At 69.7% G+C, this 19,624-nt stretch carries 19 protein-coding genes; 12 read left to right on the top strand and 7 right to left on the bottom strand.

What is annotated here, in order from left to right; translation table 11 throughout:
- A partial coding sequence (locus BKN37_RS17000; protein ID WP_131823632.1) for a serine/threonine-protein kinase occupies nucleotides 1–748 on the bottom strand: 748 nt, incomplete at its 3' end.
- 46 nt (nucleotides 749–794) lie between these two features.
- Nucleotides 795–1,898, bottom strand: coding sequence for a phosphate ABC transporter substrate-binding protein PstS (pstS, locus tag BKN37_RS16995; protein WP_071027953.1), 1,104 nt, complete (start codon nucleotides 1,896–1,898; stop codon nucleotides 795–797).
- A 282-nt stretch (nucleotides 1,899–2,180) separates the two neighbouring features.
- On the opposite strand from pstS (BKN37_RS16995), the gene pstS (BKN37_RS16990) reads away from it, so the two are divergent.
- The 11 genes from pstS (BKN37_RS16990) to BKN37_RS16940 all read left to right on the top strand — a co-directional run bounded on the left by pstS (BKN37_RS16990) (nucleotide 2,181) and on the right by BKN37_RS16940 (nucleotide 13,748).
- On the top strand, nucleotides 2,181–3,308 hold the full coding sequence (pstS, locus tag BKN37_RS16990) for a phosphate ABC transporter substrate-binding protein PstS (RefSeq protein ID WP_071027951.1): 1,128 nt from the start codon (nucleotides 2,181–2,183) through the stop codon (nucleotides 3,306–3,308).
- 88 nt (nucleotides 3,309–3,396) lie between these two features.
- Nucleotides 3,397–4,224, top strand: a complete 828-nt coding sequence (locus BKN37_RS16985; RefSeq protein ID WP_194074175.1) for an ATP-binding cassette domain-containing protein — start codon at nucleotides 3,397–3,399, stop codon at nucleotides 4,222–4,224.
- Nucleotides 4,225–4,278: 54 nt separating this feature from the next.
- The gene (pstS, locus tag BKN37_RS16980) at nucleotides 4,279–5,370 is read left to right on the top strand and encodes a phosphate ABC transporter substrate-binding protein PstS (RefSeq protein WP_071027959.1); all 1,092 of its coding nucleotides are present in this window, start codon (nucleotides 4,279–4,281) and stop codon (nucleotides 5,368–5,370) included.
- A gap of 28 nt (nucleotides 5,371–5,398) precedes the next feature.
- Nucleotides 5,399–6,442 carry a phosphate ABC transporter permease subunit PstC gene (gene pstC / locus BKN37_RS16975; RefSeq protein WP_071027946.1) on the top strand — a complete coding sequence of 348 codons (1,044 nt, stop codon included), beginning with the start codon at nucleotides 5,399–5,401 and terminating at the stop codon, nucleotides 6,440–6,442.
- Between the two features lies 1 nt (nucleotide 6,443).
- Entirely contained in the window at nucleotides 6,444–7,283 is an 840-nt protein-coding gene (gene pstA, locus BKN37_RS16970; RefSeq protein ID WP_071027944.1) for a phosphate ABC transporter permease PstA, read from the top strand.
- A gap of 16 nt (nucleotides 7,284–7,299) precedes the next feature.
- Nucleotides 7,300–8,502: an ABC transporter substrate-binding protein gene (locus BKN37_RS16965; protein ID WP_207547253.1), complete on the top strand. Its 1,203-nt coding sequence runs from the start codon at nucleotides 7,300–7,302 to the stop codon at nucleotides 8,500–8,502.
- A complete protein-coding gene (locus BKN37_RS16960) occupies nucleotides 8,499–9,533 on the top strand; it encodes an iron ABC transporter permease (protein ID WP_071027942.1) in 1,035 nt (344 codons plus the stop codon). Before BKN37_RS16965 ends, BKN37_RS16960 begins: the two co-directional genes overlap by 4 nt.
- Nucleotides 9,530–11,242, top strand: coding sequence for an ATP-binding cassette domain-containing protein (locus BKN37_RS16955; protein ID WP_071027940.1), 1,713 nt, complete (start codon nucleotides 9,530–9,532; stop codon nucleotides 11,240–11,242). Before BKN37_RS16960 ends, BKN37_RS16955 begins: the two co-directional genes overlap by 4 nt.
- A complete protein-coding gene (locus tag BKN37_RS16950; protein WP_071027938.1) occupies nucleotides 11,239–11,805 on the top strand; it encodes a DUF7676 family protein in 567 nt (188 codons plus the stop codon). Before BKN37_RS16955 ends, BKN37_RS16950 begins: the two co-directional genes overlap by 4 nt.
- Nucleotides 11,806–11,914: 109 nt before the next feature.
- Nucleotides 11,915–13,087 carry a CoA transferase gene (locus tag BKN37_RS16945; protein ID WP_071027936.1) on the top strand — a complete coding sequence of 391 codons (1,173 nt, stop codon included), beginning with the start codon at nucleotides 11,915–11,917 and terminating at the stop codon, nucleotides 13,085–13,087.
- A gap of 139 nt (nucleotides 13,088–13,226) precedes the next feature.
- A complete protein-coding gene (locus tag BKN37_RS16940) occupies nucleotides 13,227–13,748 on the top strand; it encodes an XRE family transcriptional regulator (protein WP_242657279.1) in 522 nt (173 codons plus the stop codon).
- A 5-nt stretch (nucleotides 13,749–13,753) separates the two neighbouring features.
- Here the strand turns inward: BKN37_RS16940 and BKN37_RS16935 are convergent, their stop codons facing one another.
- Nucleotides 13,754–14,365 carry a cation efflux transmembrane domain-containing protein gene (locus BKN37_RS16935; RefSeq protein WP_242657280.1) on the bottom strand — a complete coding sequence of 204 codons (612 nt, stop codon included), beginning with the start codon at nucleotides 14,363–14,365 and terminating at the stop codon, nucleotides 13,754–13,756.
- A gap of 233 nt (nucleotides 14,366–14,598) precedes the next feature.
- Here BKN37_RS16935 and BKN37_RS16930 point away from each other — a divergent pair, with 233 nt between their 5' ends.
- Complete coding sequence (locus BKN37_RS16930; protein ID WP_071027932.1) at nucleotides 14,599–15,522, top strand: class I SAM-dependent methyltransferase; 924 nt, start codon at nucleotides 14,599–14,601, stop codon at nucleotides 15,520–15,522.
- Between the two features lie 13 nt (nucleotides 15,523–15,535).
- Here BKN37_RS16930 and BKN37_RS16925 read toward each other — a convergent pair whose 3' ends face one another.
- The 4 genes from BKN37_RS16925 to BKN37_RS27895 form a co-directional block, all read right to left on the bottom strand.
- Nucleotides 15,536–16,675 carry an acetate kinase gene (locus BKN37_RS16925; RefSeq protein ID WP_071027930.1) on the bottom strand — a complete coding sequence of 380 codons (1,140 nt, stop codon included), beginning with the start codon at nucleotides 16,673–16,675 and terminating at the stop codon, nucleotides 15,536–15,538.
- A complete protein-coding gene (gene pta, locus BKN37_RS16920) occupies nucleotides 16,672–18,774 on the bottom strand; it encodes a phosphate acetyltransferase (protein ID WP_071027929.1) in 2,103 nt (700 codons plus the stop codon). Before pta ends, BKN37_RS16925 begins: the two co-directional genes overlap by 4 nt.
- 23 nt (nucleotides 18,775–18,797) lie before the next feature.
- Nucleotides 18,798–19,382, bottom strand: a complete 585-nt coding sequence (locus BKN37_RS16915; protein WP_071027927.1) for a maleylpyruvate isomerase family mycothiol-dependent enzyme — start codon at nucleotides 19,380–19,382, stop codon at nucleotides 18,798–18,800.
- 87 nt (nucleotides 19,383–19,469) lie between these two features.
- The coding region (locus BKN37_RS27895; protein WP_278184958.1) for an acyl-CoA dehydrogenase family protein at nucleotides 19,470–19,624 on the bottom strand (155 nt) is incomplete at its 5' end.

Here is a 19,624-nt window from a genome sequence, read left to right as displayed (position 1 = left end):
CATCCAATGCCGGCGGCACCCGGCCCGGCTGCAGCTGGCTGGGCCGCGGCGGCGGCGCCGTCAAATGCGCGCCGACCGCTTGTTCCACGCTCTGGGCCCGAAACGGCGGCGCCCCGATCAAACACTCGGCCAACACGCAGGCCAGCGAATACACGTCGGCGCTGGAGGTGATCTCGTTGCCGGAGAACCGTTCCGGGGCCATGTAGTTGTAGGTCCCCATCGCCGTCCCGGTTTGGGTCAGCCCCGGGTCGGCGGCCGCCCGGGCGATGCCGAAATCCACCAGGTAGGCGAAGTCGTTGCCGGTGATCAGGATGTTTTCCGGTTTTACATCGCGATGGGTCACCCCGGCGGCGTGCGCGGCGTCCAACGCCTCGCCGATCTGGCGCACGATGGCCACCGCCCGGGCCGGGGTCAACGGTCCGGATCGCTTCAGCAGCGTCGACAGATCGGTGCCGTCGATCAGCCGCATATCCAGATACAGCAGCCCACCGATCTCGCCGTAATCGTGGATCGGCACCACATGGGGTTCGGTCAACCGTCCCGCCGCGTCGGCCTCCCGCTGCATCCGCGCCCGAAACACCGGGTTACCGGAGAACTGCTCGGAGATCAGCTTCAACGCCACCACCCGGCCCTTGCGGGTGTCCTCGGCCTCATAGACCTCACCCATGCCGCCGCGGCCCAGCAGCCGCAGCAGCCGGTACGGCCCGAATTGGGATCCGAGCCGCGACCCTCGCCCGGTGTCGTTCACCGTCGCCGCTCCCTTCGCCTGGCAACCACCCGACGATGACCTCTCATCACGAGATGGCGTCCACCGCAGACGACAGCTTGTCCTGGAACGACTTCGGCAGCGGAATGGATCCGTACTGGTCCAAGCCGTCTTGACCCGGCCCGATGGCGGCCTGCAAGAACGCTTTGACCGCGGGGCCGGTCGACGGGTCCGGGTACTTCGAGCAAACGATCTCGTAGGTGGCCAGCACGATGGGATAGGCACCGGACTGGGTGGGCTTGTAGAACGACGACGTGTCCAGCACCAGGTCGTTGCCCTGTCCCTGGAACTTGGCGCCGGCGATCGTCTTGCCGACCGAGTCGGTGGTGATCGTCACCGGATCCGGGCCCGCCGAGGTGATGATCGAGGCCATGGTCAGCTGCTTGCCCACCGCGAACGACCACTCGTTGTAGGTGATCGAACCGTCGGTGCTTTGCAGCAGCGCCGACGTGCCGTTGTTGCCCGCGGCGCCCTGACCGACGCCGCCGTTGAACTCCTCGCCGGCCCCTTTGCCCCACGCGCCGTCGGAGGCGCCGTCGAGGTATTTCTGGAAGTTGGCGGTGGTCCCGGACTTGTCGCTGCGGAAGATGACGGTGATCGGCGTCGCGGGCAGGTTGGTGCCGTGGTTGAGCCCCGCGATCGCCGGGTCGTTCCAGGTGGTGATGGCGCCGTTGAAGATCTTCGCGGTGGTCGGCCCGTCCAGGTTCAGCGACGTCACGCCGTTGATGTTGTAGGTGACCGCGATCGGACCGAACACCACCGGCAGGTCCCACGCCGGCGAACCGCACCGCGCCGACGCCCGATCGGTCTCGCCCTTGGACGGATCCAACGCCACGTCGGAGCCGGCGAAGTCGGTTTCGTTGCCGATGAACTGCTCCACGCCTTTGCCGGAGCCAATTGCGGCGTAGTCCACGGTGGAGCCCGGGCAGGCGCGGATATAGGCGTAGACAAATTGTTCGATCGCGTTCTCTTGCGCGGTCGACCCGCTGGCCTTGAGTTTCTTCTTGCCGCCGCAGTCCACATTCGCGCTGGCCCCAGATGACGAGTCGGTTGAACCGCCACCGCACGCCGATAACACGGTTACGCTGATGGCCAGCAAGCTCAGCGCGACCCCAAATCGGTTGAACTTCACGGAACTCCTCTTACAAGCCAAGGTGACAGCCACATTACACGCCGGCACTGATCGCACCGGGTCATTGCTCGTTCCGACACGTCGGCGCCCGCGGACCAATTCGGCCGGGAAACCCCACGTCGACCATTCGGTTTGGTTCGGGTTGCGGTGGCCGCCACAGATTTCCGGGCAGCCGGTCACGCGGGTGCTCGACGGCCACCGACCTGGCGGAAGTAACGCCGGCGTCCGGGCGGAACGAAGTAGCATGCGTAGCTAAATCGCGGCACAAACTAAGGGGCCGGCGTGAAGGGTCGTTTGCGTGCGTTGTGGGCCGTATCGGCCACCGCGCCACTGGTTCTGGCCGCAGCGGCCTGCGGGTCGACCGCAACCGAGGGTTCGTCGAATCCGGCGGCCGGCGGTCCGGTCGCCACGACACCGGCGTCGGCACAGATCACCCTGTCGGAGACCGGCAGCACCCTGCTCTATCCGCTGTTCAGCGATTGGGCCGCGGCCTATCGCCAGCAGTACCCCAACGTCACCGTCACCGCGCAGGGCAGCGGGTCGGGGGCCGGGATCTCCCAAGTGGTTGCCGGTGCCGTCAATATTGGCGCGTCCGACGCCTACCTGTCCGAAGGGGACCTCAAAGAGCACGCCGGGCTGATGAACATCGCGCTGGCGATCTCGGCCCAGCAGGTCAACTACAACCTGCCCGGCGTCCACCAGCACCTGCAGCTCAACGGCAAGGTGCTGGCCGCCATGTATCAGGGCAAGATCAAAACCTGGAACGACCCGCAGATCGCCGCCCTCAATCCGTCGGTGCCGCTGCCCGCCACCCCGGTGGTGCCGCTGCACCGCTCCGACGGCTCCGGGGACACCTTCTTATTCACCCAATACCTGGCCAACCAGGATCCCGACGGCTGGGGCAAATCACCCGGCTTCGGCACCACCGTCGCCTTCCCCGACGTGCCCGGCGGGCTGGCCGAAACCGGCGACGGCGGCATGGTCACCGGCTGCGCGGCCACCCCCGGCTGCGTCGCCTACATCAGCCTCTCCTCGCTGGACGCCACCGACCAAAATGGGCTGGGCGAGGCCAGGTTGGGCAACGCCGCCAGCCGCTATCTGCTGCCCACCGCGAAGAGCATTGCGGCTGCCGCGGCCGGCTTCGCCGCCAAAACCCCGGCCAACCAAGCGATCTCGCTGATCGGTGGTTCCGCACCGGACGGCTACCCGATCGTCAACTACGAATACGCGATCGTGAACAGCCAACAACCCGATGCGGCCACCGCGCAGACCGTGCAGGCATTCCTGCACTGGGCGATCACCGACGGCAACAAGCCCACCTTCTTGGACAAGGTGCACCTGCAGCCGTTGCCGGCGCCGGTGGTGAAGCTGTCCGCCGACCAAATCGCCAAAATCACCGGGCAGAAGTAACGATGTCCGCGGCCACGACGAAGATTCTTGCGGTGCTTGCCGAAGCGGCGCCGCGAACCGGGATAGGAAGGGTGGCGCAAGAAGTAGCATGGCGGTAATGCATCCCGAACAGCGCGACACCGAAACCGGCGATGCCCCGGCCATGTCGGCGGTCGATCTCACCCTGGGTTTCGGTGCGAAAACCGTGCTCGACCGGGTGAATCTGCAGTTTCCCGCGGCAGCCGTCACGGCCATGCTCGGGCCGACCGGTTCGGGGAAGACGACGTTACTGCGCACCCTGAATCGGATGAACGACAAAGTCTCCGGATACCGCTACAGCGGTGAGGTGCTATTGGGTGAGCGCAGCATTTTCAATGTCCGCGACCTGATGGAGTTTCGCCGCAGTATCGGCATGCTATTTCAGCGCCCCAATCCGTTCCCGATGTCGATTAGGGACAATGTCGTTGCCGGGGTGCGCGCCCACAAGATGGTGCCGCGCAAGGAATTCAAGAACGTCGCCGAGGCGCGACTCACCGAGGTCGGTCTGTGGAACGCGGTCAAGGATCGGCTCGGCGATTCCCCATTCCGGTTATCCGGCGGCCAGCAGCAGTTGCTGTGTTTGGCCCGGGCGCTGGCGGTCAACCCGAAGGTGCTGCTGCTCGATGAGCCCACCTCCGCGCTGGACCCGACCACCACCGAAAAGATCGAACAACTCATCCGCTCGCTCACCAGCCGGCTGACCGTGATCATGGTGACCCACGATCTCGCCCAGGCCGCCCGCATCGCCGACCGCACGGCCTTCTTCTTCGACGGCAAGCTGATCGAAGAGGGACCCACCGAGCAGTTGTTCTCCTCCCCCAAGCATGAGGAAACCGTCCGCTACTTCGCCCCGTTTCGACCGACCGCGGGCTCACCGTCGAACGTCAGCAGCGAATAGGAAATCGAGAGAAAGGTGGGGCACGTGAAGGTTCGTGTGCGTGCGCTGTTGGCCATGTCGGCCACCGCGCCACTGGTTCTGGCCGCAGCGGCCTGCGGGTCGAACGCATCGGAGGATTCGTCGAATCCGGCGGCCGGCGGTCCGGTCGCGACGACGCCGGCGTCGTCGCAGATCACGCTGTCGGAGACCGGCAGCACCCTGCTCTACCCGCTGTTCAACGAGTGGGGTTCGGCCTATCGCCAGCAGTACCCCAACGTCACGATCACCGCCCAGGGCACCGGTTCGGGTACCGGGATCTCGCAGGCCGCCGCCGGGGCGGTGGACATCGGCGCCTCCGACGCCTACCTGTCCGAAGGGGACATGAAGGAGCACAAGGGGCTGATGAACATCGCGCTGGCGATTTCGGCCCAGCAGATCAACTACAACCTGCCCGGGGTCACCGAACACGTCAAGCTCGACGGCAAGGTGCTGGCCGCCATGTACGAGGGCAAGGTCAAGACCTGGAATGACCCGCAGATCGCCGGCCTGAACCCGGGGCTGAACCTGCCCGACACCCCGGTGGTGCCGCTGCACCGCTCCGACGGCTCCGGGGACACCTTCTTGTTCACCCAGTACCTGTCCAAGCAGGACCCCGACGGTTGGGGCAAATCACCGGGCTTCGGCACCACCGTCGCCTTCCCCGACGTGCCCGGCGCGCTCGGCGAGAACGGCAACGGCGGCATGGTGACCGCGTGCGCCGACACCCCGGGTTGCGTGGCCTACATCGGGATCAGCTTCCTGGATCAGGCCAGCCAGAAGGGCCTGGGTGAGGCCCAGCTGGCCAACGCGGCCGGGAAATACCTGCTGCCCGACGCCCACAGCATCCAGGCCGCCGCCGCCGGTTTCGCCGCCAAAACCCCGGCCAACCAAGCGGTCTCGCTGATCAACGGGGATGCGCCGGACGGCTACCCGATCGTCAACTACGAGTACGCGATCGTCAACAGCCAGCAAAAGGACGCCGCCACCGCGCAGACCGTGCAGGCGTTCCTGCACTGGGCCATCACCGACGGCAACAAGCCCACCTTCCTGGACAAGGTGCACTTCCAGCCGTTGCCGGAGCCGGTCGCGAAGCTGTCCACCGACCAAATCGGCAAGATCACCGGCTGATCGGGATGCGCAGCGCAGGACGCACCCGATGACCGCGGGCGACGCGACCGTCGCCCGGCCGGCGCTGGGCCGGGTCCGGGGCCGCCCCGGGCTGGCCATCCGCTGGCTGGGTGGGGCCAGCGCGGTCGTCCCGTTGCTGGCGCTGGTGTTCGTGTTGGTCACGCTGTTTTTGGAGGCGCTGCCCGCGATCAAACTCAACGGGCTGCACTTCTTCTCCCACACCGCGTGGAACCCGGGCAACACCTACGGCGACTCCGTCGTCACCCGCGGTGTCGAACACCCCGTCGGCGTCGACTACGGGGCGTTGCCGCTGATCGTCGGGACCCTGGCCACCTCGGCGATCGCCCTGATCATCGCGGTTCCGGTGTCGATCGGGGCGGCGCTGGTGCTCGCGCAGCGGCTGCCGAAACGGCTGGCCGGGGCGGTCGGGATGACCCTGGAATTGCTGGCCGGCATCCCCAGCGTCATCGTCGGACTGTGGGGGGCGATCACCTTCGGCCCGGTCATCGCCCATGATGTCGCGCCGCTGATCGCCCGCCACGCCCCCGACGTCCCGATCCTCAGCTACTTCCGGGGCGATACCGGCAACGGCGAGGGGATGCTGGTGTCCGGCCTGGTGTTGGCCGTGATGATCATCCCGATCATCGCCAGCACCACCCGCGATCTGATCCAGCAGGTGCCGGTGCTGCCCCGCGAGGGTGCGGTCGCGTTGGGGATGTCGGACTGGGAGTGCGCCCGCCGGGTCACGCTGCCGTGGGTGTCCAGCGGCATCATCGGGGCGGTGGTGCTGGGGCTGGGCCGCGCGCTCGGCGAGACCATGGCGGTGGCGATGGTGTCCGGCGCCGCGTTGGGGGCGATGCCCACCACCATCTACTCGGCGATGACCACCATCGCCGCCACCGTGGTGTCACAACTGGATTCGGCGTTCACCGACTTCACCGGGTTCGCGGTGAAGACCCTCGCCGAGGTCTCCCTGGTGCTGATGCTGATCACGTTGCTGACGAACATGGCCGCGCGCGCCCTGGTGCGCCGGACGTCGGGCACCGCGCTGCCGGTGGGACGAGGGGTGTGAGGTGACCCGCCGCAAGATCGTCAACACGCTGGCCTGGTCGGCCTGTTTGTGCTGCCTGGCGGTGGTGATCGGCCCGACGTTGTGGATGCTGATCGGGGTGGTCAGCCGCGCCGTGCCGGTCTTCCACTGGAACGTGCTGGTCACCAACACCCAGGGCAACGGCGGCGGGTTGCGCAACGCCATCATCGGCACCGTGGTGATCGGCCTCGGCGTGCTGCTGGTCGGCGGCACCGTGAGCGTGCTGACCGGGATCTACCTGTCCGAATTCGCCACCGGCCGAACCCGGTCCGTGCTGCGCGGCGCCTATGAGGTGCTCTCCGGCATCCCGTCGATCGTGCTCGGCTACGTCGGCTACGTGGCCCTGGTGGTGTATTTCCACTGGGGGTTCTCGCTGGCCGCCGGCGTGTTGACGTTGTCGGTGATGAGCATCCCGTACATCACCAAGGCCACCGAGTCCGCCCTGTCGCAGGTGCCGACCTCCTACCGGGAGGGCGCCGAGGCGCTGGGCCTGCCGCTGGGCTGGACGCTGCGCAAGGTGGTGCTCAAGGCGGCGATCCCCGGCATCGTCACCGGCATGCTGGTGGCGCTGGCGCTGGCGATCGGCGAGACCGCGCCGCTGCTGTACACCGCGGGCTGGTCGACGTCGGCGCCGACCGGGAAGCTCACCGACTCCCCGGTCGGTTACCTGACCTATCCGATCTGGACGTTTTACAACCTGCCGTCGGCGTCGGCTCGGGCGCTGTCCTACGACGCGGCGTTGTTGTTGATCGTGTTCGTGCTGGTGCTGATCCTCCTCGGCCGGGTGATCAGCTGGCTGTCGCGGCGGCATGCGGAGTCCTGAGTAGCATCGCGTCCTTGTGGAGCAAGCCCGAGCTGACCGGCGCCTGGTGGCCTTGGCGGTGGCCACCGTCCTAGCGCTGAGCCTGGGCGGCTGCTCGGTGCCTCCCGACCACGCCGCGGCCACCGAGCGCCGGGACTGCATCACCGATTTCCGCCCGGACACCGACTACTTTCCGGACAAGTCGACGATCACCGAGGCCACCAACTTCACCCTGAGCTACCACCGCAGCTACCAGGTGCTGACCGTCAACCAGCCCTATCCGCACGGTCACCCCGAGTCGTATGTGCTGGTGCGCTGCGGCGCGCCGGCCCCGCAGCTGACCGGTGAGCTCGCCGACGCACCGCGGGTCAGCGTGCCGGTCGACAGCCTGTATTCGGCCTCCACGACGCATCTGGGCATGCTCGCCGAACTGCACCAGACCGACGTGATCACCGGGGTGGCCACCACCGCCGCCGTGGTGGATCCGCAGGTCCGGCACCGCATCGACGACGGCCACATCGTGGCGTACGCCCCGGGCCAGCAGGTCAACGTCGAGGCGGTGATCGCCGGGCGCCCGGCGGTGCTGATCACCGGCGGCCTCGACGATCCCAGCTACCCCAAGCTGCGCGACGCCGGCATCGGCGTGATCGCCGACGCCGAGTGGTTGGAGGCCACCCCGCTGGGCCGGGCCGAGTGGATCAAGGTGATGGCCGCGTTGACCGGCACCGAGCAGGCGGCCACCCGGATCTATGACCGGGTCCGCGCCGACTACCGCGCGGTGGCCGCCGAGGCCGCCGCCGCGCCGCCGGTCGATGTGCTGCTGGGCAGCATGTATCAGGGCAGCTGGTCGATGCCCGCCGGCGGCGACTACGCCGGGCGGCTGGTGCTCGATGCCGGCGGCCGCTACCCGTGGGCCGCCGAGCCCGGCACCGGCAGCCTGCAACTGAACTTCGAATCCGTCTACGCCCGGGCCGGTCACGCCCCGCTGTGGCTGGTGACCACCGACTGGGCGAGCACCGCGCAGGTGCTCGCGGCCGACCCCCGCTACGGCGAGCTGGCGGCGGTCCGCGACGGCCACATCTGGGCGGCGGCCAAGGCGATCGGCGCCGGCGGCGGCAACGACTACTGGGAACGCGGGCCGGCCCGCCCGGACCTGGTGCTCGCCGACCTGACCGCGATCCTGCATCCCGACCGGCACGCCGACCACCACTTCGTGTTCTACCGCCAGGTCGCGGCGTGAGCCGCCCGACCGTGCTGCTGGTCACGCTGGCCGCCGGTGTCGCGGCGCTGGCGCTGCTGGGTCTGGTGGTGGGGCCGGTGCGGGTGCCGCTCGGCGAGACCCTGCGGGTGCTGGTCGGCGCCGCCCCGGCCGACCCGCGCTGGCAGGTGGTGGTGCACACGCTGCGGCTGCCGCGGGTGTGCACCGCGGCCGCCGCGGGTGCGGGCCTCGGGGTGGCCGGGCTGCAGATGCAGACGCTGTTTCGCAACGCGCTGGCCGATCCGTACGTGCTGGGGGTCAGCTCCGGCGCCAGCCTGGGGGTGGCGCTGGTGGTGATCGGCGTCGGCGCCGGGGCCGGGTTCACCGCCGGGCTGGGCGCCGGCGACCGCGCCGGGGTGGTGCTAGCCGCCGCGGCCGGGGCCGCGGCGGTGCTGACGGTGGTGCTGCTGTTGTCCCGCTGGGTGCGGTCGGCGGCCACGCTGCTGCTGATCGGGGTGATGGTCGGCGCGGCCAGCACCGCGATCGTCAGCGTGCTGCTGATCTACGCCGATCCGCAGCGCATCCAGCAGTACCTGGTGTGGGGGCTGGGCAGCTTCGCCGGCACCAGCTGGGCCGACCTGCGGCTGCTGCTGCCGCTGGTGGCGGTCGGGCTGGCGGCGGCGGCGCTGACGGTCCGTCCGCTCAACGCCCTGCTGCTCGGTGAGGGCTACGCCCGCTCGATGGGCATCGACGTGGCCCGGGCCCGGCTGATCACGGTCGCGTCGGCGTCGCTGCTGGCCGGGGTGACGACGGCGTTTTGCGGACCGATCGCGTTTCTGGGGCTGGCGGTGCCGCACCTGGCGCGGCTGGCGCTGGGCACCTCCGATCACCGGGTGCTGCTGCCCGGGGTGGTGCTGATGGGGGCGGCGGTCGCGCTGGCCTGCGGCCTGGTCAGCCAGGTCCCGGGCAGCGACGCGGTGCTGCCGATCAACGCCGTCACCGCGCTGCTCGGCGCGCCGATCGTGGTCGTCGCGCTGCTGCGCAGCCGCCGCGGGCTGGGCCTGGAGCGATGAACCCCGGCGTCGCGCTGCGCGACCTGAGCATCGGATACCGCACCCGGCGGCGGCGGACCACGATCGCGGCCGGGCTGCAGGCGGTCGCGCACCGCGGCGAACTCACCGTGCTGCTGGGCCCCAACGGCTGCGGCAAGTCCACCCTGATCCGCACCCTGTGCGGGCTGCAGCCGCCGCTGGGTGGGCAGGTGCTGCTGGACGGCACCGACACCGGCGGGTTGACGCTGCACGAGGCGGCCCGCCGGGTGGCGGTGGTGCTGACCGACCGCGTCGATCCCGGACTGCTGTCGGCCCGCGAACTCGCCGGCCTGGGCCGCATCCCGCACCTGGGGCTGTCCGCCCGGCTGGGTCCGGGCGACGACGCCGTCGTCGATTGGGCGTTGGCGGCGGTGCACGCCGAGCATTTGGCGGCGCGGCCGGCGGCCGAACTGTCCGACGGCGAACGGCAGCGGGTGCTGACCGCGCGGGCGCTGGCCCAGCAGCCGGGGCTGCTGGTACTCGACGAGCCGACCGCGTTCCTGGACGTGCCGTCGCGGGCGGGACTGGTCGAGTTGCTGCGTAACCTGGCCCGCGAGCAGGACCTGACCGTGGTGATGTCCACCCACGACCTGGAACTCGCGCTGCGGGTGGCCGACCGGGTGTGGCTGCTGGCCGACGGCACCCTGGTCGACGCGATCCCCGAAGAACTCCTGCTGGCCGGGCGGATCGGCGCCCTGTTCGACGGTGACACCCTGCGGTTCGACCCGGCCAGCGGCACCTTCGCCTTGCGCGCCACCGGGATTCGGCGCAGCGCCCGCATCGCCGCACCCGAACCGCTGCGCACCGCGCTGCACCGGCTGCTGGCCCGGGAGGGCTGGCGGCCACACGAGCCCGCCGAGATCGTCGTCACCGCAACCGATCCCGCCGCGATCACGGTCCGCGCCGGCGCCCGCCGCCCGGCGGCGACCACGCTGAGTGCCCTGCCCACGCTGCTGCGCGCGCTGCCGCCCAGCGCGCGGCGCTGCCTACCGCAGGCCGACGCGGCCACGGCGCTGGCGCAGGTGTCGCAGATCAGCCCGTACTTCGCGGTCGGCACCGGGCCGCCACCCGACGGCGACTGGCGACCGGTGCGCCAGCTCTACACCGACCGCGCGCTGCTGGCGCGCATCGTCGCCGCGGTGCAGACCCGGCTCGACACCGAGCACCCGCGGGTCGCGGCCTCCACGTTTCAGCTCGGCTTCGCCGCCCGGCTGTGGTCGATCGGGCTCGGCGCGCTCGCCGGGCACCGACTGCTGGTCGATCTGGACCCGCTGCTATTTGCGGAGGCCGACGGCCAGCTCCGGCTGCACCTGCACGACCCGGTCTGCTGGCGCGGCGACGAGCTGGAGCCGGCGCTGAGCGCCGGCGTGCTGGATGGCCACCTGGCCCCGCTGGCCGCCGCGCTGCGCGAGCTGCACCCGATGTCGGAGAAACTGTTGTGGGGCAACGCCGCATCGGCGGCCCTGGGCGCCGCAAGGGTGTTCGACGGCCGCGGCGCCGATCCCGGGCCCGGCTGGCGGCTGGCCCGCAGCATCTGCGCCGACGAAAGACTGGCCGGCGCGGTGCGTTTCGCCACCGACACCGACTACCGCCGGCTGAGCTGCTGTCTGTACTACCGCACCCCCGGCGGCGGGCTGTGCGGCGACTGCGCGTTGACCAAAAAACCGACACCGAGAAAGGCAGCGAGATGACCGACTCAATCACCGCCACTCCCCCGATCGTCGAGGGCGAGGACGGCGGGCGTGAACAGCTGTGGCCGCTACCGGCCGACGAAGAAAACCTGCTCAAGCTGATCCACCTGTGCTTCGACGAGTACTGGGACGAGATCTGGTTCGGCATCATCATGCAGGGCGCGGCCTGGGAGGTGGCCGCCCCCAACGCCCCCAAACGCATCAGCATGTACGACGGGTATGCCACCGTCGATTTCGGCCGCTGGCATTTCCACCTGTGCATCGGTGAGCACACCGCCAGCGGCCCCGAGCTGGGCCGGATCCGCCGGTGCGCGCGCGCCGAGCTGTATCGCCGCATCGGCAGCGACGGCAGCCCCACCTCGTGGGGTGTCCGCCTCTACAACGGCCGCGACGAGCAGATGATGACGTTGATGCTGCCCAACCCGTTCCTCACCAACGATCAACAGCTGCGCGACGAACCGGCCTTCGGGCAGCTGGAGCTGTGGGATCGGCTGCGGGACACCTTTTTGGGGCTGGGGCCCGACCCGCTGGACCGCGCCGGCAAGGGGTTCCGGCACGGCTGACGCTCTGGGCTTTCGCGTTGACTCTGCGTCCACCAGACAAAAGTTCGAGTAACCCGCCTGGTCAGCGCAGAGTCAACGCGCGTCGGGCCGGTCGGTAGGCTGGCCCGGTATGGCGGACGGTCCCAAACCCCTGGATGGGTTTCGCGTGCTCGACTTCACCCAGAACGTGGCCGGCCCGCTGGCCGGGCAGGTGCTGGCCGACTTGGGTGCGGAGGTCATCAAGGTCGAGGCGCCCGGCGGTGAGGCGGCCCGGCAGATCACCTCGGTGCTGCCCGGCCGGCCCCCGCTGGCGACGTACTTTCTGCCCAACAACCGGGGCAAGAAGTCGGTGACGGCGGACCTGACCACCCCCGAGGCCCACCACCACATCCTGCGGCTGGTCGACACCGCCGACGTGATCCTGGAAGGGTTCCGGCCCGGGGTGATGGAGCGGCTGGGCCTGGGCCCCACCGAATTGCAGTCGCGCAACCCACGATTGGTTTATGCCCGGCTGTCGGCGTTCGGCGGCAACGGCCCGCACGGGGACCGCCCGGGCGTCGACCTGATGGTGGCCGCCGAGGCCGGCATGACCACCGGGATGCGCACCGCCGACGGGAAACCGCAGATCATCCCGTTTCAGCTGGTCGACAACGCCAGCGGGCACGTGCTGGCCCAAGCGGTGCTGGCCGCCCTGCTCAACCGGGAGCGGCACGGGGTCGCCGATGTCGTCCGCGTCGCCATGTACGACGTCGCGGTGGGCCTGCAGACCAATCAGCTAACCGTGCACCTCAACCGGCGAACTGAGGCCGCGCCGGCATCGAATGCCAAGCGGCGCAAAAGTGTTGGGTTCGCCACTCAACCGTCGGACGCGTTCCGGGCCGCCGACGGGTATCTGGTGCTCAGCGCGTATGTGCCCAAGCATTGGCAGCTGCTGTGTCACGCCATCGGGCGCCCGGACCTGATCGACGATGAGCGGTTCGCCGACCAGCGATCCCGGTCGATCAACTACGCCGAGCTCACCGACGAGTTGGAGGCCGCGTTGGCCGCCCGCCCCGCCGCCGAATGGGTCGAGGTGTTGCGCCGCAACGGCGTTATGGCCTGCCTGCCGTTCACCTGGAAGCAGGTGGTGGGCACCCCGCTGTTCGGCGAGAACGAGCTGGCCCTCACCGTCGGTGACGGCGACGACGCCGTCACGGTGATTCGCACCCCGGCGCGCTACGCGTCGTTCACCGCGGCGGCCACCGATCCGCCGCCGGCGGCGGGCCAGCACAACGACGAATTTCTGACCGGCCCGGGGCACTGACGACGCCGACGCCCATTGTCATCGACCGGCCCACACTGTAACGTTCCACGGCGCGGTTACCGTGACCTTCGTCCCTTGGACAGCAGCACAGAATTGAGCATCCGTGAACCAGTTTGATCCCAAAAACGGTGAAGCACATGTGATTGTCGGTGTCGCCGAGGCTGCCATGCACATGTATCGGGCGGCCATCGAATCGCTGCCCTTCCCCGAGGACAAGAAGTTCCCCAAGCGGGCCGAGGTGGTGTTGACCGGTCTGCGCAAACTGCGTGCCTCGTTGACCGAGGCGGCGTGCTACAGCCGCTCCACCTCGACGGTGATCACCACCCTCAGCGAGGTGCGCCGGCAATACGACGACTTGATGGCCCGCGCGGCCGCGGCCCCCAACGCGACCCTGGGTCAGCAGCTCTACACGGTGCGCGTCCGCGCCAAGCTGTCGGCCGCGGAGGCCGCCAGCGGCGCCGGCCTGCGGCCGGAGCTGCCCGACGAGCTGGAAGCCGGCGGCACCCCCAGCGACGACGAAGCGGCCAAGGTGCAGCAGCTCATCGAGGCGCTGGGCGGGATCACCAGCCCCGATGTCGACCTGTCCGGGCTCACCGACTCGGAGCTCGGCGGCGTGGACCTGGAGACCAACGGGACCCCGGTCGACGCGATCGCCAACTAAGCCAGCTAACAGCCGCAGTCGTCGCCGCGCCAGGCCCGCACACCCTGCCACACCGCGGCGACGGCCACACCCAGCCCGATCACCGGGTCCAGCCACCAGCCGCCGGACCATTGCGCGGTGACGGCCAGGCCCAGCAGCACCGCGGCGGCCTGGGTGGCGCACAGGTAGTTCTGCACGCCCTCGCTGGCGGTGGCGGCCGAGGACAGCCGCGCCCCCAGCCGGCGTTGCGCCCGGCCCAGGATCGGCATCGCCACCACCCCCACGGCGGTCACCGCGATGCCGATCAGGGTGGTCTCGGCGTGGTGCTCCCCGAACAGGTGCCGCACCGATTCGGCGACGATGTAGGGGGCGCTGAGCCAAAACGACACCGCCACACCGATTTGGGCGCGCCGTTCCGCGGTGTCCGACAGGGTGCGCGCACCGGTGAACCGCCAGATCACCATCGCGCCGGCCAGTCCCTCGGGGATGCTGCCCAGCGCCCACCCGGTCAATGCGATGGACCCGGCCGCTAACCCCTGCCACAGTCCGACCGCACCCTCGGCCGCCACCAGCACCAGGCTGATCCAGGCCAGCCGCCGCGCCCAGCGGGCGGCGCGGTGCCAGCCGGCGTCGTGCACCACCGGCGCGGCGTGCACATGGTCGTGATCGTGGGCGACCCCACAGGCGGCGTCGACCAACTCGGCACGGTTAGCGGGGCTCACGATCTCCACCCAGCGATGGTATCCGCAATCCGCGCCGGACCGCCCCTGGCGCGGACTCGGCATCGGGTTGAGCTGACACTACCTGCAGATTTGACGCTCCCGTCAGGGAACCGTTGGCTGCGCAGACGCCGGCTCGTAGGCTGGCGACCATGGCGCGCACCGACGACGACAGCTGGGATCTGGCCACCAGTGTGGGGGCGACCGCGACGATGGTGGCCGCCGGCCGGGCCCGCGCCACCCGCGCGGGCCTCATCGAGGACCGGTTCGCCGAACCGCTGGTGCGGGCGGTCGGCATCGACTTCTTCACCCGCTGGGCGACCGGGGAGCTCGACGCCGCCGACATCGACATCCCCGACCACCCGTGGGGGATGCAGCCGATGACCAACCTGCTGGCGGTGCGGACCCGCTACATCGACACCTTCCTCGACGAGGCCGCCGCCGCGGGGATCCGCCAGACCGTCATCCTGGCGTCCGGGCTGGACGCCCGGGGATACCGGTTGTCCTGGCCGGCGGACATGACGCTGTTCGAGATCGACCAACCGGCGGTCCTGGCGTTCAAGGCAACCACGCTGACCGCGCTCGGCGCGCAGCCGACCGTCGAGTTACGCACGGTTCCGGTGGATCTGCGCCACGATTGGCCGTCGGCGCTGCAGGCGGCCGGGTTTGACGCCGCACAGCCCACCGCCTGGGTCGCCGAAGGCCTGCTGGCGTTCCTTCCCCCCGACGCACAGGACCGCCTGCTGGACAACATCACCGAGCTTAGTGCCGACGGCAGCCGGTTGTTCGCGGAGATGTTCCTGCAAACTCCCGACTCCCAACAGGCCATGCAGGCCGCGAACCAACGCTGGTACCAGCACGGTCTGCAGGTGCACTTGGACGGTTTGGGCTACCCGGGCGAACGGAACGATCTCGTCACCTACCTGGACGACCGCGGCTGGTGCACCACCCGCACCTACTTCAGCCAACTGCTGGCCGACGCCGGACTACCGGTGCCGACACCAGGCGACAGCGCAGCAAAAGCGAACGAAAACCATTACTGCACCGCAATATTGACTCAGCGGCCACACACGTGAGTGGCCGCCGCCGCTACACAAACCGCCACGCGGCGCGGGCGATGGCGAGTTCCTCGTTGGTGGGCACCACCAGCACGGTGATCGGCGAGGTGGCGGCGGAGATCACCCGCGCGTCGCGGCTGTCGGCGCGGTTGCGCTGCGGGTCGACGGCGATGCCGAGGCGGTCCAGCCCGGCCAGCGCATCCTCGCGCACGCTGGCCGCGTTCTCCCCTACCCCGGCGGTGAACGCGATCGCGTCGACGCGGCCCAGCACCGCCAGGTAGGCGCCGACGTATTTGCGGAGCCGGTGAATATAGACGTCGTAGGCCAGTTGGGCGGCCACCGAACCCTCCGCGCCGTCCTCGATCAGGGCCCGCAATTCCCGGAAATCGTTGACCCCGCATAGCCCTTTCAGTCCGGAGCGCCGGTTGAGCAGCTCGTCGATCTGCTCGACCTCCATGCCGGCGGCACGCCGCAGGTGCATCAGCACACCGGGGTCGATGTCGCCGCTGCGGGTGCCCATCACCAGGCCCTCCAGCGGGGTCAGGCCCATCGAGGTTTCCACCGCCACCCCGCCGCGCACCGCCGACGCCGACGCCCCATTGCCCAGATGCAGCACGATGGTGTTCAGCTCGGACAGCGGCCGGCCCAGCACCTCGGCGACCCGCCCGGAGACGTATTCGTGTGAGGTGCCGTGGAATCCGTAGCGGCGGATGCCGTGCTCGGCCGCGACGGTGCGGTCGATCGCGTAGGTGGCCGCGGCGTCGGGCAGCGAATGGAAGAACCCGGTGTCGAATACCGCGACGTGCGGGACAGCGGGAAAGTCCTTGCGGGCCACCTTGATCCCGATCGCGTTCGCCGGATTGTGCAGCGGCGCCAGCGCGGAGAGCCGCTCGATCTCGGCCAGCGTCTCGTCGGTGATCAGCGTCGGCTGGTAAAACCGTTGGCCGCCGTGCACCACCCGGTGCCCCACCGCCTGGACCGCCGCCAGGTCCGCCCCGGAGTCGTCGAGCATCTGGTAGGCGCGCTGCATGCCCTCGGCGTGGTCGGCGATGCCGCTGCCGGACTCGCCGATCTGCTCCACCAAACCGGAGGCCACCGCGGTGCCGGCCACCGGATCGACGAGCTGGAATTTGATCGACGACGATCCCGAGTTCAGCACCAGCACCGTCACCCCGCGCCTCCTTGGGCCTGAATCGCGGTGATCGCCACCGTGTTGACGATGTCGTCGACCAGCGCGCCCCGCGACAGGTCGTTGACCGGTTTGGCCAGGCCTTGCAGCACCGGCCCGATCGCGACGGCACCGGCGGTGCGCTGCACCGCCTTGTAGGTGTTGTTGCCGGTGTTGAGATCCGGGAACACCAACACCGTGGCGTTCCCGGCTACCGGCGAGCCGGGCATCTTGGCCGCGGCCACGCTGGGTTCCACCGCCGCGTCGTACTGCATCGGTCCGTCGGCGCGCAGGTCGGGCTGCCGATGGTGCACCAGTTGTGTTGCCGCGCGGACCTTGTCGACATCGGCACCGGCGCCGGAGTCACCGGTGGAATACGACAGCAGCGCCACCCGCGGCTCGATGCCGAAGCGGGCGGCGGTCGCCGCCGAGGAGATCGCGATATCGGCCAACTGGTCGACGGTGGGGTCGGGCACCACCGCGCAGTCGCCGAACGCCAGCACCCGATCGGCCAGGCACATCAAGAACACGCTGGACACCGTGGAGACCCCGGGTGCGGTTTTGATGATCTCGAACGACGGTCGGATGGTGTGCGCGGTGGTGTGCGCGGCGCCGGACACCATCCCGTCGGCGACCCCCAGGTGCACCATCATGGTGCCGAAATAGGAGATGTCGCGCATGATTTCGCGGCCACGCTCCTCCGAGATCCCCTTGTGGGCGCGCAGCCGGGCGTATTCGGCGCCGAACCGCTCCAGCATCCCGCTGCGGTCGGGGTCGAGCACCTGCGCGTCGGCGAGATCCACCCCGAGTTCCGCGCCGCGGCGCCGCACCGCCGCCTCGGCGCCCAGGATGGTCAGGTCGACGATGCCGCGTGCCAGCAGCCGCCCGGCGGCCAGCAGGATGCGGTCGTCGTCGCCCTCCGGCAACACGATGTGGCGACGGTCGGCGCGGGCGCGTTCCAGCAGTCGGTACTCGAACATCTGCGGGGTGACCACCGTCGGGGCCGGTCCGCGCATCTGCTCCACCAGCGCGGTGGTGTCGATGTGGCGGCTGAGCACCTCCAGCGCGGTGTCCACCTTGCGCAGCGCCCCGGCGTGGATCCGGGCCCGGGTGTGGGAGGCCAACTCCGCGGTCTTGTAGGTGCCGTGCTCGGTCGCGATCAGCGGCAGCGTCGGCTGCAGACCCTTGACCAGCTTGTCGATCGCCGGGTGCGGCAGCAGGCCACCGTTGAGGATGATCCCGGCCAGCGACGGGAAGCTGTGCGCGGCATGGGCGTTCACCAGCGCCAGCAGCACCTCGGAGCGGTCCGCGGGCACGATCACCACCTGCCCCTCGACCAGCCGCTCCAGGATGTGTTCGGGGGTCATGCCGCCGACCATCACGCTCATGGCCTCGCGGCGCAGCAGCTCGGGGTCGCCGCTGTACAGCGTGCCGCCCAGCGCCTGGCATAGTTCGGCCATGGTCGGGGCGGCCAGCAGCGGCACCTCGGGCACGCTGAACGCGGGCAACCCGAGGCCGGCCAGCGTCGCGGTGACCGTGTCCAGTTGCGCCGGGTCGCACCGGTTGGCGATCACCGCCGCCGGGCGGGCGTGCGCGGCGGCCAGCTCGGCCAGGCAGCGTTCGGTGATCGCGGTGATGGTGTCCAGATCGCGGTCGTGGCCGTTGATGGCCAGCAGCAGCGGGGCGCCCAGGTTCACCGCGATGCGGGCATTGAAGCTCAGCTCGGTGGGGTTGACGACGTCGGTGTAGTCGCTGCCGACCACCACCACCGCGTCGCAGTGCCGCGCGACCGCGTGATAGTCGGCGACGATCTCGCTGAGCGCGGCGGCCGGATCGGCGTGGACCTGCTGGTAGGTGACGCCGACACAACGGGAGTCGTCGTCCAGGGTGGCGGTGGCGTGGGCGAGCAACAGCTCCAGCAGCTCGTCGGGCTCGTCCAGGGACCGTACGATCGGCCGGAACACCCCGACCCGTCCGGCGGACGCCGCCAGCAGGTGGACCAGGCCCAGCGCAAGGGTGGATTTGCCGGTACCGGCCTCCGCGGCGGCCAGATAGATGCTCGAGGTGCGGCTCGGATCGGGTTCGGGTTCCGCGGACAGCATTGCTCCAGGCTAAACGGGGCCGCTCAGCGATCGAATTCGACGTCGGTCACGTCGCGGCCGCCCAGCCACAACCCCAGTGCTTCGGCGGTGCCGCGCACCCGGATGCCGCGCCCCAACGCCCGGCCGATGCCGTTGGTCGGCTCCACCCGGTATTTGAATAGGGTCGGCTGCGCCTTCTGGACGGTCAGGGACACGCCCTCGAAAAAGATCGCGGCCTCTTCCACCGGGTCCAGGACTCGACTGCGACCCAGGCCGCGCAGCACGTCCTGGTGGTGCATCGCCACATCGCCGAGCAGCAGCCGACATATCGCGCGATCCACCGGTTTCGGCAACTCCGCCCACTGCCGGGCGGCCGCGATGAGCGCCGCCCGGTCCCGCCGGCGCCCGGCCGCGACGAACTCCTCGTTGATCCGGTGCAGCCGCCACGGCGCGCGCAGATACGGCCCCACCTCAGCGGTGCCCATCAAGTGCGCCAACACATCCCGCGGCGACCACCCGGCACACAGGGTCGGGCCGTCGTTGAACTCCGCATCGGTGAGCCCGTCGACGGTGTCGATGAACGCGGTGCGCGCCGCGCGGACCACGGCCTGACTGGACTGGCGTGTCATGGCAGCAACCCTAGGCCGAGCAGACGCAAAAGTCCCCATTTCCCACCAGAATTGGGGACGTTTGCGACTGCTGGCGGTCAACGCCGCCTAGCGCAGCAGGTGCCGCGACATCACCACGCGTTGGATTTGGTTGGTGCCTTCGTAGATTTGGGTGATCTTGGCGTCGCGCATCATGCGTTCGACCGGGAAGTCGGTGGTGTAGCCGGCGCCGCCGAACAACTGCACCGCGTCGGTGGTGACCT

The sequence above is a fragment of the Mycobacterium talmoniae genome (assembly GCF_001854525.1).
Taxonomy (GTDB): domain Bacteria; phylum Actinomycetota; class Actinomycetes; order Mycobacteriales; family Mycobacteriaceae; genus Mycobacterium; species Mycobacterium talmoniae.
Note: the sequence above shows the minus strand (reverse complement) of the source record. Positions and strands in the feature narration are given on the sequence as shown.